Source organism: Halanaerobium sehlinense (genome assembly GCF_055379485.1).
The window spans coordinates 1822534-1840034 of sequence record NZ_AP042442.1; the positions used below are offsets into that span (position 1 = coordinate 1822534).

Genomic DNA, 17501 nt, shown 5'->3' on the forward strand with positions numbered 1-17501 from the left:
CTATTTTTTTGTTGAAAGTTTATCTTTTAGTTTATGGTAAACAAAATCAGGAACTAATTCACTAATATTACCATCAAAATAAGCAGCTTCTTTAATCACACTAGAACTTAAAAAAGCATATTTAGTATCTGTCATTAAAAAGATTGTTTCAATACTATCATCCAAATGTTTGTTCATGGAAGCCATTTGAAACTCACCTTCAAAATCAGATACAGCTCTTAATCCCCTTAAGATTGCCTCCCCCCCAATTGACTTAACATATTTAGTAGTTAAACCAGAAAAAGAGTCTACTTTTACATTATCTAAATCTTTAGCAGCTCTTTCTAACATCTCTACTCTTTCATTCATTGAAAAAACAGGTTCCTTATTTGGATTATGAAAAACTGAAACAATAACTTCATCAAAAATATTTGCTGCCCTCTTAACAATATCAAGATGTCCATTTGTAACTGGATCAAAACTTCCCGGATATACTATTTTTTTCGTCATTCTACCTTCCCCTTATTATTTATTTTAGTTGATAAATTGTAATTATCGAATTACCATATTTTTTGTTTTTTATGATATTTAATTCTGCAAATTCTTCAACCTCTTCTGCTTCAGATCTTTCGCTAATAATCAAAGCTTTTTCTTTTAACAGTTTATTTTCAATTATTAATTTAACCGCCTCAGCACTCATGTTTTTTTCATAAGGAGGATCCATAAAAATAATATCATATTTTTGCCTGCAGCTTTTTAAATATGAATAGACATCCCGCTTAAATAGTTCTGCTGATTCATAAAGCCTTGCTTTTTTTAAATTATCTTCAATAACTTTTAGATGTGCTTTGTTAACTTCCACAAAATCTGCTTTTTTTGCACCACGGCTGAGCGCTTCAATACCCAGACTACCAAAACCAGCAAATAGATCTAAAACTTCTGCTCCTGGTAAATCAAAAGCTATAATATTAAACATTGATTCTTTAACCCTATCTAAAGTAGGTCTTACATCTTTTCCTTTCAAACTTTTCAACTTTAAACCACCAGCTCTGCCGGCAATAATTCTCATTAATAAACTCCTCCAAACATGTTTAAATCTTCATTTCAATTTTTGAAATTATTTCAGCTAAATTTTTATATTTTTGCTGCCAATTTATATTTTTAACTATCATACCAGCTTCATCTCTTGCTTTAACTAAAAGTTTTTGATCATCAATTAAGCTGGCTACTTTTAAATCATCAATTCCGTGCTGTTTAGTACCAAAGAATTCTCCCGGCCCTCTCATTTTCAAATCTTCTTCAGCAATTAAAAAACCATTACCGCTTTTACACATTATTTCTAATCTATGAGCTGAATCATCTCCAGGTGGATCAGATATTAAAATACAATATGATTGATGTTTACCTCGACCAACTCGACCTCTTAATTGGTGGAGCTGAGCCAGTCCAAACCTTTCCGCATTTTCTATAATCATAATACTGGCATTACTGACATCCACTCCAACTTCAATTACTGTAGTTGCAATTAAAATATCTACTGCACCATCTCGAAATTTTTCCATTATTTCTTTTTTTTCATCAGCTGCAACAGAACTGTGCAGTAAAGCCAAATTGTAATCTGTAAAAAAACCTGAACTAAGATCTTCATATAATTCTTCAGCTGAAATTAATTTAGGCATTTCTTCAGATTTTTCAATGAGAGGACACACAATATAAGCCTGTCTTCCTGATTCAATTTTTTCTTTTAAAAATTGATAGATTTGTTTTCTCCGATTTTCTCTCCGCCAAAAAGTTGCAATTTTTTTTCTTCCCGGAGGCATTTCATCAATCACAGACAAATCTAAATCACCATAAATTAACATAGCCATTGACCTGGGAATTGGGGTTGCTGTCATGATCAGCAAGTCCGGGTTATCGCCTTTTTCCTTAAGACTGTGCCTTTGTTCAACTCCAAAACGATGCTGCTCATCAATCACTATTAATCCCGGTTTATTATAGCTTAAACTTTCCTGAAAAAGTGCATGAGTTCCAATTATTAAATCACTACTACCATTTTCAATTTTAGCTTCAATATCTTTACGTTCAGATTGTTTAACACTTCCTGTTAAAAGATCAATGCTGTAGTTAAATTCACTTAAAAGCTCGATAAAATTTAAATAATGCTGTTCTGCTAAAATTTCTGTGGGTGCCATAAAAATACCCTGGTAACCATTAGCCATTGTTTCCAGAAGAGCTAATGCTGCCACCACAGTTTTGCCAGATCCAACATCACCCTGTAATAATCTGGACATCGTCTGAGAAGATTCCATATCTTTTCTAATCTCTGACCAAACTCTACTTTGAGCTGAGGTTAAATTAAAATTAAGTTTGTTTAAAAACTTTTTATTTTTTGCTTCAATAAATTGATGTTTAATTCCTTTTAATTCATTATATTTTTTCTTTTCTTCAAGAGCATAGAGCTGCAGATAGAAAAATTCTTCAAAAGCTAAACGTCTTCGCGAATATTTTTGATGTTTTTCGTTTTTAGGAAAGTGCATACCAAGAATAGAGGTTTTTAAATTAGGAAAATCATATTTTTTGAGAATAGATTGAGGCAGCTGATCTTTGAGTAATGGTGCATGACTTTTAAGAGCATTAGCAATAATCCGACGCAGACGCCTCTGGGTTAAACCTTCAGTCAGTGAATAAACTGGAACTATTCGACCGCTATTTAGAACTGAAGCTTCAGAATCTAACTTTTCATAGACTGGATTATTAATTTCTTTTCTATTATATTTTCTCCAATTTTTCTCACTTATTTTACCACTGATTAAATACTTATCACCTTTATTAAATTGTTCACGAAGATATGATTGATTATACCAAATTCCATTTACAACATCACTACCATCTGAAAAAGTAACTCTTAACAGATCAAGATTATTTCGTATTCTCTGGTAATCTGTCTTTAAAACTTCAACTTTAAAATTTGCTTTTTCGCCGACAGAAGTATACTTAATTTGGCTTATCTGACTGCGGTCTTCATATTCACGAGGGAAATAGTATAAAAGGTCTTTTACAGTTTTTATCTCTAATTTGGAAAGGCGCTCGGCCCATCTGGGCCCAACACCTTTAATAAATTGAACTTCATCTGAAAGTTTTAATTTCATTCTCCCAATAATTCTCCTCTATAAATAACTATTCCATAAACAAGTGGTCCAGTATGCGAACTCAGTACAGTTCCAATTTTATTTTCTAAAATATTATATTTATATTGATTCTGCTGCTGAAGTTCAGCTTCAAATAATTTTTTTAACTGTTGGAAATTATCACTTTCTTTACCATAAATATAGGCAAAATTCACCTGTTCACAATTTTGGGCGGCCTCTAAAGCAAGCTCAATCATTTTTTGATTGGTTTTCTTATAGCCTCTAATTTTTTCTTTTGGTGTTATTTCACCTGTTTCAGCAGAAAGTTCTAGAATTGGATTAAAATTAAAAATACTGCCTAAAAAAGCTTGAGCTTTCCCAATTCTACCACCTTTCTCCAAATAAGTTAACTCATTTACTGTAAAATAGATTGTTAGCTTTTCTCTTTCAGCTTTTAGAGTTTCCTTAATTTCTTCAACGCTTTTTCCTGCCTCTATCATTTCTGCAGCAAGCAAAACTAAAAATCCAAGTCCACTGCTTGTAGATTTAGAATCTATTACTTCAACTTCAATGTCTTCTACCTGCTGAGCAGCCAACCTTGCTGACTCAAGAGTTCCACTTAAGGCAGAAGATATATGAATAGAAATAATCTGATCATATTCAGCAGCTAATTTTTGATATTTTTCTATAAAAAGGCCTACAGATGGCTGCGAAGTTGTAGGCAGCACATCAGCGCTCTCCATCATAGAAAAGAATTCATCACTATCAAGATCAACTTTATCGTAATAGGTGTCTTCTTTAAAATGAACAGTTAATGGTACGATCTCTATTTTATATTTCTCCATAAATTCTGCTGGTAAATCACAGGTGCTGTCAGTCACTAAGGCAACCATATTAACACATCCTATTCTAATGAAATTATAAAGGGATATAGGGGCTGTCCACCAGGGTAAATTTCAATTTCATCAAAATCAAAATTTTCCTCCATAATCTGCTTGATTTCCTCTGCTTCAGCCTCTGTTATTCCCTCACCATAATAGATCGTAACTAATTCTTCATCTTCTGCAACCTTTTCTAATAATTTTTTCACTGTTTCTTTTTTGTTATCTGCACTGACTAAAATATCTCCATCTTTTAAACCAATATAATTATCTTTTTGAATTTCCAAGCCATTAACTTTAGAATCTTTAACCGCTTGAGTAATTTCTAAAGTTTTTACATACTCAATTTCAGCTTCCATTTCATCCTTTAATTCAGCTGGTTCAAGCTGGTCATCAAAAACCATAAGAGCACTTATCGCCTGGGGAATTGATTTTGTTTCAATTATAGATATCTCTTTTTCACTCAGCTCTGATACCTGTTTAGCTGCAGAAATTATATTTTTATTATTCGGCAGTATAATAATTTTAGCTGTATCCATCCGTTCCACAATTTCTAGAAAATCATTAGTCGAAGGATTCATAGATTGTCCACCTTTAATCACATAATCAACACCTAATTCTTTTAGGATATTAATTACTCCTTCACCATTGGCAACTGAGATAATGCCAATATTTTTAGCAACATTAATCACTGAATCATCTGCAGAAGCCTCATTATTGTTGTTTGCCTCCTGCTGACTGTTGTCTTCTAAGTTTTTATTATCAACTTCAACCTCAGCTTCTGTTTCTAGGCTTTCAGCAGAAGAATCTTTATGGTTTGGATGGAACTTAGAATGATCAAAGTCATCCCCATTTTCGCGCTTAACTTTTTCTTCGTTCTGCTTCCGCATATTATCAATTTTAATATCAAAAACTTTTCCCTTTTTTAGTCCATATTCCAATAGTACTCCTGGATGATTGCTGTGAATATGAATTTTAATTACATCATCACTACCAACAACCATAATTGAATCACCGTAACTCTGCATATCTTTTCTAATTTTTTCAATTAGCCTATCGATATTAGATTTTCGAGTGTCAATTTCAATCAACATTTGGGTACAATAAGTGAATTTTATATCCTCTGCAACTTCAGATTTTTTAGCTGGCTTCTCTACAGCAGCTGCAGACTGATATTCTACTTCCTCACCTTTTAATCCTTTTAACATTCCTTCCAGAATAGTTAAATAACCCTGTCCACCTGCATCAACAACTTCTGCTTCTTTTAAGGCATCAAGCAGCTCAGGTGTCCTTTCTAAGGATTCTTCTGCTGCTTTAATTGTGATTTCTAATAATTCTAATATATCCTGGGTAGAGTCCACCTCTGCAGCAGCTTTTTCAGCTGCTTCGCGAGAAACAGTTAAAATAGTACCTTCAACAGGTTTTAAAACACCATGATATGCTACCTCAGAAGCTTTTGTTAAAGCATTAGCTAAATCCTTTGCTTTCATTTTTTTCTTGTTTTTTAATGCCTGAGCAAAGCCTCTAACTAACTGAGATAAAATAACACCCGAATTTCCTCTGGCTCCCATTAAAGCACCTTTAGAAAGCTCAGCAGACAAATCTGAGACACTATTAGATTTATTATCTTCAAGATTTGATACTGCTTCTTTAAAGGTTAAATACATATTCGTTCCCGTATCACCATCAGGTACCGGGAAAACATTTAATGAATCAATAAAAGATTTTTGTTCTTTTAACCAGTATAATGATGTAAACATCATTTTTTTAAATTCTTCTGCATTGACTGCAGTTATTTTCTGATTATTAATTGGCATCGCCAACCCTCACTCCCCTTACATTAACATCTATAGTAACAACTTCAATTCCAACTTTTTTTTCGAGGGTATAGCGAACTCTTTCCATAACATTATGAGCTACTTCATGAATATTAGTTCCGTATTCAACAATAATATTTAAATCAAGATGAACTTTATCCTCACTAATATCAACACCAACACCCTTACTAATATTGTCCCAACCTAAAAGATCTGCAAGACCATCCTGCACACTTCTAGAAGACATTCCAACAAGGCCATAACATTCCATAACAGCAATTCCCGCTGTTTTAGCTATCACCTCTTCGTCAATTACAATTCTACCTAGTTCATTTTTTAATTCTTTTTCCATTCTTTACACCTCTTTTCATACATAATTATTCTATCTTATATAAAGCCTCTATGCAAGAATAAAATTGTTATACATCTTAAAATTATTTACTCATTTATTTATTAATTCAAGATAAATTTATACTTTCCTGCAAATAAAAACTTATATTTTTCTCTAAACAGCACTAATAAACTTGCTAAAGGATGTTTATCTATGTTAAAATATAATCTGACAGAGATTTTATTTTTAGATAGGAGGTGTTTTTCTATGTCCAGAGTCTGCGAGATTTGTGGTAAAGGTGGAAATACAGCCAACAGCATACAAAGACGTGGTAAAGCTAAGAAAAAAGGAGGAGTTGGACGTAATGTTACTAGTTCTACAAAAAGAACTCAGCGTCCAAATCTGAAAAAAGTTAAAGCAATTGTTGATGGATCACCAAAAAGAATTAAGGTGTGTACTCAATGTCTTAAATCAGGTAAAGTTGAAAGAGCTTACTAATTTAGATTTAGATATAAAAAGGGAGCAGAACTTATTAGAAAATAAGTTCTGCTCCCTTTAGTACTTTTATCTTATCCTAATCTTTTATCAATTTTATCTCTAATTTCTTTTTCACTCATTTCCAGACCGGCTAAATTATTTTCAACAGCACTTTTAGCAACTGCAAAAGCAACTGCTGGAACTACTCGCTGATCAAAAGGGTCTGGGATAATATAATCTGATTTAAGTTTATCGCCAACTAAAGCTGCTATAGCTTCAGCGGCAGCAATTTTCATATCTTCACTTATTTCTACCGCTCTTAAATCAAGAGCTCCTCTAAAAATGCCGGGAAATGCCAGTACATTATTAATCTGATTTGGATAATCAGAACGGCCAGTCGCAATAACAGCTGCTCCAGCCTCTAATGCTAACTCTGGTTTAATTTCTGGAGTTGGATTTGCCATTGCAAAAATTAAAGGATCCGCTTTCATTTTCTTTACCATCTCAGCTTTTAAAATATTACCAACAGAAAGACCAATAAATAAATCAGCATCCTCAACAGCTTCAGCCAGACCCCCTGTTATATTTTCAGGATTTGTTCTTTTTATTAGTTCTTTTCTAACCGGATCATACTGGACAATATTTTTTTTGTTTAAAATTCCAATTTTATCATTAATAATTAAATTCTCAGCACCTGCGTCTAAAAGCAGTTTTGAAACAGCTGTAGCTGCAGCTCCCGCACCATTAACTACAATTTTTATTTCTTCTAATTTTTTGTCAACTAACTTCAGAGCATTAATTACTGCTGCCAAAACAACTACAGCAGTTCCGTGCTGATCATCATGAAATACAGCCATTTTGGTTTCTTCTTTTAACCTCTTTTCAATCTCAAAACATTTAGGAGCTGAAATATCTTCTAAATTAATTCCAGCAAAAGTAGGTTCTAATAATTTTGCAAATCTCACTATTTCATCTGTATCTTTGGTTCCAATGCAGAGTGGAAAAGCATCAACATTAGCAAATTCTTTAAATAAAACTGCCTTACCCTCCATAACAGGCAGAGCCGCCTCTGGTCCAATATCTCCCAAACCTAAAACTGCTGTACCGGAAGAAAGAACTGCTACCTGATTTCCTCGAGCGGTGTATTCATAAACCTTTTCTCTGTCTTTTTCTATTTCTCGACAGGGTTCTGCAACTCCTGGAGAATAAGCAAGACTTAACTCTTCTTTATTTCTAACCCGAACTTTAGACTTGACCTCAATTTTACCCTGGTTTTCTTTATGTAATTTTAAAGCTTTTTGATAAATATCCATTATAACCTCCAATTAATTACTGCTCTCTACTCTAAGTTTTCTAAAACATAAAACAATAAACCATTTTCTATAATAATTTCAGCCTGATCTTCTTCAATCAAATTACTGATACCCCTGCTCTCAGATCTTTTTATATCCTGATTTTCCAAATTATATTTACAGCCTTTAATAGTTAACCCTTCAACTTTTTGACTCTGAGGAATTAAAGAAAGTCGATAACCTTTTTTATTCTCAAATTGATGTTTGTTTTTAACTAGAGCAATTTCTATTTTTTCAGAAATTATTTTAGCTTCCAAGTTTATTTCATTGATATACTCTAAAAGATTTAAATTTGCCAGCTGTTGATCAATTCTTCCCCCAAGAGCAGCAAATAAATATATCTTATTTATTCCGTGTGTCAGGCAGTAGTCTACTGCAATTTCACTATCAGTCTGATCTTTTTCTACAGGATATTTTAATAAGTCAATATTCTTTTGGCAGTAATAGTCTATATTTTGCTCAGTTATTGAATCAAGATCTCCCAAAATCAGATCTGGCAAAACTTCTAATTTTCGAATATTATTAGCTCCACCATCGACTGCTATAATTTTATCTATCTGATATTCTTTTATTTTTTCTACAAATTCATCTTTGCCTAAATCCAATACACCATTTAAGATTAAAGCTGCTGTTTTATCAGACATCAGCTGCATTACTCCTCATTTCAGCCAGGGCAGCTGCAGGGTTTTCAGCACCAAAAATTGCTGAGCCAGCAACTATAATATCTGCTCCAGCTTTAACAATTTCTTTCAAATTAAAAGTCTTTATACCTCCATCAACTTCAATTTTACAGTCATAATTATTTTCTTCAATAATTTTATTTAATTTAGCAATTTTTTGAGTCATCTGGGGAATATATGATTGTCCACCAAAACCTGGATTAACAGACATAATTAATACCTGATCCAGTTCGGGTAAAAGATATTCCAGACTTTCAATAGGAGTTGCAGGATTAAGTGAAACTCCAGCTTTAATACCCTTAGCCTTTATCAGCTGAATAACACGATGGATATGATCTGTTGCTTCTAAATGAACTGTTAAAATATCGGAACCAGCATCAGCAAAATCTTTGATATATCTTTCCGGTTTAGTAATCATCAAATGAGTGTCAAATGGAAGCTCAGTGTGCTTTTTTATTGCCTTTATTAAACCTGGGCCAAAAGTGATATTAGGTACATAAACTCCGTCCATTACATCCAGGTGCAGGTAATCAGCATCTTTTATTAATTGAATCTGATCTTTTAACTGGCTGAAATCTGCTGCAAGCAGGGAAGGTGCAAATTGTGTTTTCATTAGTATCTTCTCTCCTTTTTTTCTAATTCATTATATATTTGTTTGTAACTTTCATACCTTCTCTCAGAAATATTTCCGTTTTTTACTTTTTCCTGAACTATACATCCAGGTTCATGCAGATGGCTGCATCGATTAAATTTGCAGTCATTATTATACTTTGCTATCTCAGGAAAATACCAGGATAAATCTTCTGGTTCAATCTCAAAATTCAACTTAGTCATTGAAGAGAATCCAGGAGTATCTGCAACCCAGCCCTGATTTGGCAGCGATAATAATTCTACCATTCTGGTTGTATGAACCCCTTTTTTTAATTTTCTACTTACTGCAGCAGTTCTCAAATCTGCATCCTCAATAACCTTATTTAAAAAAGAAGATTTACCAGCTCCAGAAGGTCCTGTTAAAACATTAATTTTATTATTTAATCGATCAAATAACTTATCTAAGTTTAAATTTTCTTTAACACTTATAAAATGCAGCTCATAACCAGCTGCTTTATATTCTTCAAAATCAGCTTCAAAACCGGATTCAGCCTGGTCAATTTTGTTAATTACAATTAACGGTTCAAAACCAGAACTTTCAACAAGCAGTAAAAATCGATCTAATAAAGATGGAGTGAATTCTGGATCCTTAATAGAATGCATTATTACTACCTGGTCAACATTAGCAACTTTTGGTCTTTTAAGCAGATTATTTCTCGGATAATAATCTTCGAGTATTTTATTTTTGGGGTCAATCTCTACATAATCACCTGGATATATTTTTTCCCTGATCTTACCTCTAATCCTACACTGATAAACTTCTTTAGAACGAGTGGCTACAAAGAAAAAACCTCCAATTGACTTAATTAAAATGCCCTTCATCTAAATTATCATCCCCCAAAACTTTCTGATTTAATTAATTGGTCATCAAAATAAATTCTTAGTTCTGTTTCTCCCTGGCTTTGAATGTCCCTGACAATATTATCTCCGGGCTCATGGACTGCTTGATAAACCTGTTCTTCACCATTATCATCTTCAATCACAATTCTTACCTCTCTCCGCTCAGAACCGGTAACATTAATAGAAATTCGATTTGTATGAAAATTTTCTGAAGAAGAATTTGCAGAGCCTTTACTAATTACAAAATCAACTGCAATTCCTCTCGGTAAATATTCTCCTGCTCTTACACTTTGAGATATAACCTGACCATCTGTAAATCGATTAGAATTTTCAACACTAATTTGACCAACATTTAATCCTTTTTCTCTAATTAAGTTAACAGCCTCTGTTTGTTTTAAACCAGTTAAATCAGGCATTCTAACAGAAATATCCCGTTCACCACGGCTGACAAATAATGTAACTTCGCTACCCTTTTCAACCTCAGCTCCAGCAGCAGGTATCTGATTAATTACAGTTCCCGGTTCTTCTGATAATCTAAAAATATATTGGATATCTCCACTATTTAATGAAAGGTTATCAAGTTCGAGTAAAGCTTCTCTTAAAGAACTACCAACAAAATCAGGAATTCCAATTAGTTGTGGACCTTTGCTTACTGTAATGTTTATAGGTCGACTTTGTTTTATTCTTTCCCCAGGTTGTGGCTGCTGACTGACAATATAATTTTTAGCTAATTCTTCACTAAATACTCGTTCTTCGTTTTCTAATAAGTTTAAACCAACTTCAGAAGCCATATTTCTGGCCTCATCTAAACTTTTCCCTTCAATATCTGGCACCTGAACAATTGGCACATTAGTATATTGGTTAAAGAAAAATAAAACTCCTCCAATTGAAATTAGAAAAAACAATAAAACTCCTGCAGTAATAAATAATGGTTTTTTTAATTTGTTCTTTTCTTTATTTTTTTTCTCTACTTTTTTTTCAGAACCTGATTTTTCAGAATAAGGATTGGGGTCTAACTTTTTATTGTTAGAATCCGAATTTTCTTCTGCTTTATTTTTTTCATTTTTATTTTTATTATTCTGCTGCAGATTATTATTTTTATTATTAGCTGCAGTTTGTTTATCAGTATTACTTTGCTTGTTTTTGGAGTTATTCAGAAAAGAAAAATCGGTTTTTTTCATTACTTTGGTTTCATCAGCATTAAATTTTTCTTTTTTTGCATTACCTTTACTTTTATTTTTAAGATTCTTCAGGCAGTATGTTATCTGCTGTCTCATTTCATAGGCATCCTGATAGCGATCTGGCGGGTCTTTAGCAATTGCTTTCATAATCAGCTTATTTACTTCTTCTGGTATATCACTGTTTATCTGTGAAGGCTCAACTGGTTTTTGTTGGATATGTTTTAAAGCAACTGAGATAGGACTTTCTCCATGAAAAGGCAGTTCACCTGTTGTCATTTCATATAATACTACCCCTAAAGAATAAACATCAGAATATGCTTTAATTTCTCCACCTTTAGCCTGTTCTGGTGAAAAATAATGGGCACTTCCGACTACAGTTTCTGTAACTCTAACAGTTGAGTTACTTACTGCTCTTGCAATCCCAAAATCAGTAACCTTAACTTCCATATCGTCATTTAAGATAATATTGTGTGGTTTAATATCACAATGAACAATTTGGTTACCATGAGCAACTGATAAAGCAGCTGCAATTTGTCTTGCAATCTCTAGTGATTCAGCAATAGAAAGCTTATTTCTTTCTTTTATAATATCTTTTAAGGTCTTTCCCTCAACAATTTCCATTACAAGATAAATTCTTTCATCATCTACTACAATATCATAAATACTGACCACATTAGGATGAGATAATCTTGCTACTGCACGTGCTTCCTGCCTGAATTTATCAATAAATTCAGCGTCTGATTTATATTCTGGACGCAGCATCTTTAGAGCAACTGTTCTTTCCAACAGAGTATCTCGGGCTGAATAGACAATTGCCATTCCACCACGGCCAATTTCTTTTATTATCTTATAACGGTTATTTAAAATCTTACCCTGCATAAATTCACCTCAATTATCATCAAAAAATATTTGTTATTCTTCACTGCAACCAACTACTATCAAAGTGATATTATCAAAGCCACCACTATTTAGAGATTCATTCAGCAGCTCATCAGCTATCGCTTCAGCTTTTCTATTTTCAAAAAAGATTTCTTCAATTTTATTTTTCTTAATCATATCTGACAAACCATCAGTACATAATAATAGGTAGTCATTTTTATTTACTGAAAACTCACCCAGATCTAAATCTAAATCATCATCTAATCCTAAGGCCTGGGTAACAATGTTTTTTTGAGGATGATTGAAAGCCTCAGCTTCCGTAATTTTGTTTTCTCTAAGCAGCCTGCCGACTAATGAATGATCTTTTGATATTTTTTTTAACTCATTACTATTTTGATTATAAAGATAAATTCTGCTATCTCCTAAGTTAACATAATAAACTTTATTATCACTAATTAACACAGCCGCAAAGGTTGTCCCCATCCCCATATACTCTGAATTTGAATTGCTTTTTTTTATAATCTCTTGGTTGATTTCAAAAGTTAAAGTACTTAAACTTTTCAGAGGATTAGATAGATCAAAGTCAAAATCAGCGGCAAAGCTTGCTGCAATCTGACTAGCTACTTCTCCAGCAGCATGTCCTCCCATACCATCAGCAACCATGAAAAAATTGATTTCTTCATTTATATAAAAATTATCTTCATTTGTACTGCGTTTATTTCCTTTATCAGTTAAAGCTTTAAACCGCATCTTTTTCCTCCTTTATATTATTCTTTAATTCTTATTTCTTTTTAATTGACCACAGGCTGCATCGATTTGTGTACCCATTTCTTTTCTTAATGTTACCTGTATTCCATTCCGATCCAAAGTTTCATAGAAACTATCTATTACTTTTTGTACAGGCCTCTTGATACCTAATTCTGGAACTGGGTTAGCAGGAATTAAATTAACATGACAATTTATTCCTCTCAAAAGTTCTGCCAGCTGTACAGATAATTCAGGACTATCATTCACACTATCCATTAAAACATATTCAAAAGTAACTCTTCTACCTGTCTTCTCAATGTATTCAATAACAGCTGTTAAAAGTTGATTTAAATTATATTTTTTGTTAATCGGCATAATCTTATTTCTTAAACGGTCATTAGGTGCATGTAAAGACACAGCAAGTCCTATTTGATCATTAACCTGTGCCAGCTTTTTAATTTCTGGTACCAATCCGGATGTTGAAATAGTCATTTTGCGCATTCCGATATTAAGTCCTTGATCAGCATTAATTATTTCTACTGCTTTCATCAGGTTATCAAAATTTGCAAGAGGTTCACCCATTCCCATAAAAACAACATTGCTTAATCTTGGCTCAGCAAAACTTGAGCCGCTGATATCTTTTTGAATCTTTATTACCTGGTCAACTATCTCACCAGCAGTTAGATTTCTCTGCAGTCCGTCAATTCCTGTTGCACAAAATGAGCATCCAAGCCCACAGCCAACCTGAGTTGAAATACAGGCACTGTGACGCCCTGATTCAGGAAATGGTAGATAAACACCCTCGATATTTTCACCGTCATTTAGTTCCCATAAATATTTAACAGTCCCATCAACTGCTGTACTCCTATTTATTTCTTTTAGATCACTTAACTTATAATTTTCATCTATAAATTTACGCATCTTTTTAGGAATGTTTTTCATTTCTTCTGTAGTAGAAACACCATTTTTATAAAGCCAGTTAAACACCTGTTCCCCTCTATATGAAGGGAATCCAGCCTTTTTAAATTCATCTATTAATTCACTTCGATTAAATTCTTTTAAATCCTTCATCTTAAAATTAATCACTCTCCACTTTTTTTAATAAAGCATAGAAAAAGCCTTCAGAGTCTACTTCTCCTGGTAAAAGCTCTAAATAGTTATTATTATTTTTTAAATCTAAATCACTAACTTTTTCTAATTTTTTATTGATATTTACTAATTCAAAATTATTATTTTCGGTTAAAATTCTATTAATTAAACCCTGATTTTCTTCCTGACTTAAAGTACATGTTGAATAAAGAAATTTACCACCTGGCTTCAGTTTAGATAAATTATTGCTGATAATATCATACTGTAGTGAAGCCATTTTTTTAATAATCAATTCGTTCTTCTCCCATTTAATCTCAGGTTTGGAGGCAATAAGTCCCAATCCTGAACAGGGTAGGTCTGCAAGTATTCTATCATATTTTTTGTTATCTTGATATTCAGCTGCATCTTTCTCTTTTAAAACTACATTTTTTACCCCTAATCGTTCTACATTTTCTCTGATTAAATTGAGCCTACTCTGACTGATATCTAAAGCTGTGATCTGACCTGTGTTCTTCATCAAAGCAGCTAAATGAGTTGTTTTACCTCCTGGAGCAGCAGCTAAATCGAGAACGTTCATTCCAGGTTTAGGATCTAATAACAAAGAAGCAAGGCCAGCAGAAGTCCCCTGAATATAAGCAGCTCCTTTTTTAAAAACCTCAGTTTCAGCCGGATTATCTACCTCTTTTAAGCGATAAAAAGAATCCAAAAAACTCTTTTCATATTTTATACCATCCTGGTTTAATGATTTTTCAAATTCATCTTTTTTCATTTTTAAATGATTAAAACGATATATTACCTCTGCTCTTTTATTTCCTGCTTTTAATATTTTTTCTGTTTTCTCAAAACCATATTGACTCAGAAAACGATTTATAATCCAGATTGGATAAGAGTATTTAACTGATAAATATTTTTTTCTAGACTCAGCTTTAGAGGGGAAAGTTAATTGATCACCTTTTCTATTAATATTTCTCAAAACTCCATTTGTAAATGAAACAGCCCCTTTATTACCAGCGGGAAGTAGTAATTTAACCGCTTCTACACTTTCATAAATTGCTGCTCTTGCTGGGACTCTATCAAGAAAAAAGAGCTGATAAACTCCGACTCTCAGCCCCATTAATACTTCCTTATCCATTTTATGCAGTGGAGTTTTAGAAAAGTTATCAATCACATAATCTAAATATAATTTATTCCTTATCACACCATAAAATATTTCGGTAAAAAGATTTTTGTCTCTATGATCATCAATTTTCTTTAGCTCAGAATCTAATAGAAGGTTAGAGTAACTCCCACCTTCAACACGCAGCAATGCTTTTAAAATTTCAGCCCGTAAATTTTTCAATTAATCATCACCCAAACCGGCTAAAAGCAATATCCTCAACATATTTGCCAGAGCAACAAGTGTTGTGGCAACATAAGTAAAAGCAGCAGCTTTTAAAACTTTTTTGGCACCTTTAATTTCTTGATCTGTTAACAGATTATTACTTTTAAGGTTACTTATTGCCCTATTGCTTGCATTAAATTCTACAGGTAAGGTTACCAAATGAAATAAAAACGCAGCAGAGAAAAGTACAAAACCTGTCATAATTAAGAAATCAGCTCTAATAAAAAAACCAAAAATAGCCAGTGGAAGACCAAAACTAGATCCAATGTTAGCTGCTGGAACAAGTGATGCTCTTAAAGAAAGCGGTCTATAATTTTCTTTATCCTGGATTGCATGTCCAACTTCATGAGCGGCAACCCCTACTGCTGAAATTGAGCTGTTATTATATACATCAGATGATAAATTGAGGGTTTTATTTTTTGGATCATAATGGTCACTCAATCTACCATCAGTTTTCTTAATTTCAACACTGTCTAGATTATTATTCAAAAGTATTTTTCTAGCAGCCTCTGCTCCACTTAAATTGTTATTAACCTGTATTTCATCATATTTATTAAAAGTATTTTTTACCTTGTATTGTGCATAAAAAGCAATCATTAAGGCAGGAATGATCACAATCATTGTTGGATCAAAGAAAAACGGATACATAAATATACCTCCTTAATAATTAATTAGTACCTAATTTCTCTTCAGCATTGAGCTGATGACCATTAAGAAAATCTTCAGCTTCAATTCTTTTTGCGCCTGGAAGCTGCAATTTTTCAATCGCTAATATGCCATCACCTGTTTGAACTAAAATACCATCTTTTATATTTGCTTTAACTATAGTTCCAGGTTCAAAATCTGTATTTTCTAAATCACTAACTTTACTTTTCCAGACCTTTAATCGTTTACTATTCAAAAAAGTATAAGCACCAGGCCAGGGATTAACACCTCTAATCAAATTATGAATATCCCAAGCACTCTGCTGCCAATCAATTTCTCCTAAACTTTTATCAATTTTATAGGCAAATGTTGCTTTAGAGTCATCCTGTTCAATGCGTGGTGCCTGACCTGCTTTTATATCTTTCAGCGTCTTAAGCAGAAGGTCAGCACCAGCTTCAGCTAGTTTATCATGCATCAGACCAACTGTATCCTCTTCGCTAATCTCTAACTCCTGCTGATAAATAATATCGCCGTCATCCCAACCTTCATCCATATACATAGTGGTGTTTCCAGTAACTTTTTTACCATCAATAATTGCTTTATGAATAGGACTAGAACCACGGTATTCAGGCAGTAAAGATGCATGAAGATTTATACATCCATACTTAGGTATTTCTAAAAGTTCTGGACTTAATTTCTGACCAAAAGCTACAACCACAATAAAATCAGGTTTAATTTTCCTTAGTCCATCCAAAAAATCTTTTTGATTAACATTTTTACTCTGCATAACTTCTAAATCGTTTTCTAAAGCTTTTTCTTTAATATCTGAATACTGCACTTTCTGGCCCCGTCCACTTTTTCGGTCAGGTTGAGTTACAACTGCCTTAATTTCAATTTCTTGATCATCATTTAATCTTTGTAATGAGGGTACTGCAAATTCTGGTGTTCCCATAAATACTATTTTCATCAAATCACTCCGCAAGTTTTACAATTTTATCAACAAATAATACTCCATCTAAATGATCCATTTCATGCTGAATTGCTCTGGCTTCAAAACCTTCAGCTTCAATTTCAATTTGATTGCCTTCTCTATTTAAACTTCTTACTTTAATTTTCTGTGATCGTATTACATCTCCAGTTTCTCCTGGAATACTCAAGCAGCCCTCTTCCATTATTGCTTTTCCTTCTTCTTCAATAATTTCCGGATTTATTAAAACTACTTTATTTCCTTCTCTAATGTCAACTACTGCAATTCGTTTTAAAATTCCTACCTGCGGTGCTGCCAGACCAACACCATCTTCTTCATACATGGTATCAAACATATTATCTATTAAATCATTTGTTTTTTTGGTTACTTCATCTATTTTTTTGGCCTTACTTCTTAATACCGGATCACCAATTTTTCTTACCTGTAACAAAGCCATAAATATCTACCTCCTAAAT

The 17501-nt window shown here is 32.9% G+C and carries 18 protein-coding genes; 1 reads left to right on the forward strand and 17 read right to left on the reverse strand.

Annotation, left to right across the window (positions count from 1 at the left end):
- From coaD to ACZ446_RS08975, 6 genes are read right to left on the reverse strand one after another with little or no spacing between them, the layout of a single operon-like run.
- The gene (gene coaD / locus ACZ446_RS08950) at window positions 1–489 is read right to left on the reverse strand and encodes a pantetheine-phosphate adenylyltransferase (RefSeq protein WP_464392227.1); all 489 of its coding nucleotides are present in this window, start codon (window positions 487–489) and stop codon (window positions 1–3) included.
- A gap of 19 nt (window positions 490–508) precedes the next feature.
- Window positions 509–1048, reverse strand: coding sequence for a 16S rRNA (guanine(966)-N(2))-methyltransferase RsmD (gene rsmD, locus ACZ446_RS08955; protein WP_464392228.1), 540 nt, complete (start codon window positions 1046–1048; stop codon window positions 509–511).
- A gap of 22 nt (window positions 1049–1070) precedes the next feature.
- Window positions 1071–3128, reverse strand: a complete 2058-nt coding sequence (recG, locus tag ACZ446_RS08960) for an ATP-dependent DNA helicase RecG (protein ID WP_464392229.1) — start codon at window positions 3126–3128, stop codon at window positions 1071–1073.
- Window positions 3125–4000, reverse strand: coding sequence for a DegV family protein (locus tag ACZ446_RS08965; protein WP_464392230.1), 876 nt, complete (start codon window positions 3998–4000; stop codon window positions 3125–3127). Before ACZ446_RS08965 ends, recG begins: the two co-directional genes overlap by 4 nt.
- Window positions 4001–4011: 11 nt before the next feature.
- Window positions 4012–5805 carry a DAK2 domain-containing protein gene (locus ACZ446_RS08970; protein WP_464394389.1) on the reverse strand — a complete coding sequence of 598 codons (1794 nt, stop codon included), beginning with the start codon at window positions 5803–5805 and terminating at the stop codon, window positions 4012–4014.
- Window positions 5795–6157, reverse strand: coding sequence for an Asp23/Gls24 family envelope stress response protein (locus ACZ446_RS08975; RefSeq protein ID WP_464392231.1), 363 nt, complete (start codon window positions 6155–6157; stop codon window positions 5795–5797). Before ACZ446_RS08975 ends, ACZ446_RS08970 begins: the two co-directional genes overlap by 11 nt.
- A gap of 246 nt (window positions 6158–6403) precedes the next feature.
- Between ACZ446_RS08975 and rpmB the strand changes: the two genes are divergently transcribed.
- Window positions 6404–6634 carry a 50S ribosomal protein L28 gene (rpmB, locus tag ACZ446_RS08980; RefSeq protein WP_464392232.1) on the forward strand — a complete coding sequence of 77 codons (231 nt, stop codon included), beginning with the start codon at window positions 6404–6406 and terminating at the stop codon, window positions 6632–6634.
- A gap of 71 nt (window positions 6635–6705) precedes the next feature.
- Here the strand turns inward: rpmB and ACZ446_RS08985 are convergent, their stop codons facing one another.
- The 11 genes from ACZ446_RS08985 to def are packed head-to-tail and all read right to left on the reverse strand — an operon-like array spanning window position 6706 to window position 17482.
- Window positions 6706–7926, reverse strand: coding sequence for an NAD(P)-dependent malic enzyme (locus tag ACZ446_RS08985; RefSeq protein WP_464392233.1), 1221 nt, complete (start codon window positions 7924–7926; stop codon window positions 6706–6708).
- A gap of 26 nt (window positions 7927–7952) precedes the next feature.
- The gene (locus ACZ446_RS08990; RefSeq protein ID WP_464392234.1) at window positions 7953–8609 is read right to left on the reverse strand and encodes a thiamine diphosphokinase; all 657 of its coding nucleotides are present in this window, start codon (window positions 8607–8609) and stop codon (window positions 7953–7955) included.
- Window positions 8602–9258, reverse strand: a complete 657-nt coding sequence (rpe, locus tag ACZ446_RS08995) for a ribulose-phosphate 3-epimerase (protein ID WP_464392235.1) — start codon at window positions 9256–9258, stop codon at window positions 8602–8604. Before rpe ends, ACZ446_RS08990 begins: the two co-directional genes overlap by 8 nt.
- Window positions 9258–10118 carry a ribosome small subunit-dependent GTPase A gene (gene rsgA, locus ACZ446_RS09000; protein WP_464392236.1) on the reverse strand — a complete coding sequence of 287 codons (861 nt, stop codon included), beginning with the start codon at window positions 10116–10118 and terminating at the stop codon, window positions 9258–9260. The genes rpe and rsgA overlap by 1 nt, the downstream gene beginning before the upstream one ends.
- An 8-nt stretch (window positions 10119–10126) precedes the next feature.
- Window positions 10127–12196 carry a Stk1 family PASTA domain-containing Ser/Thr kinase gene (gene pknB, locus ACZ446_RS09005; RefSeq protein WP_464392237.1) on the reverse strand — a complete coding sequence of 690 codons (2070 nt, stop codon included), beginning with the start codon at window positions 12194–12196 and terminating at the stop codon, window positions 10127–10129.
- Window positions 12197–12229: 33 nt separating this feature from the next.
- Window positions 12230–12946, reverse strand: a complete 717-nt coding sequence (locus tag ACZ446_RS09010) for a Stp1/IreP family PP2C-type Ser/Thr phosphatase (protein ID WP_464392238.1) — start codon at window positions 12944–12946, stop codon at window positions 12230–12232.
- A gap of 24 nt (window positions 12947–12970) precedes the next feature.
- Entirely contained in the window at window positions 12971–14014 is a 1044-nt protein-coding gene (gene rlmN / locus ACZ446_RS09015; RefSeq protein ID WP_464392239.1) for a dual-specificity RNA methyltransferase RlmN, read from the reverse strand.
- Window positions 14015–14021: 7 nt separating this feature from the next.
- Window positions 14022–15371 (reverse strand): 16S rRNA (cytosine(967)-C(5))-methyltransferase RsmB, encoded by a 1350-nt coding sequence (gene rsmB / locus ACZ446_RS09020; RefSeq protein ID WP_464392240.1) that lies wholly within the window; start codon window positions 15369–15371, stop codon window positions 14022–14024.
- Window positions 15372–16061 carry a zinc metallopeptidase gene (locus ACZ446_RS09025; RefSeq protein ID WP_464392241.1) on the reverse strand — a complete coding sequence of 230 codons (690 nt, stop codon included), beginning with the start codon at window positions 16059–16061 and terminating at the stop codon, window positions 15372–15374.
- A gap of 19 nt (window positions 16062–16080) precedes the next feature.
- Window positions 16081–17025: a methionyl-tRNA formyltransferase gene (gene fmt / locus ACZ446_RS09030; RefSeq protein WP_464392242.1), complete on the reverse strand. Its 945-nt coding sequence runs from the start codon at window positions 17023–17025 to the stop codon at window positions 16081–16083.
- A gap of 4 nt (window positions 17026–17029) precedes the next feature.
- The gene (gene def, locus ACZ446_RS09035) at window positions 17030–17482 is read right to left on the reverse strand and encodes a peptide deformylase (RefSeq protein WP_464392243.1); all 453 of its coding nucleotides are present in this window, start codon (window positions 17480–17482) and stop codon (window positions 17030–17032) included.
- Window positions 17483–17501 lie beyond the last annotated feature (19 nt).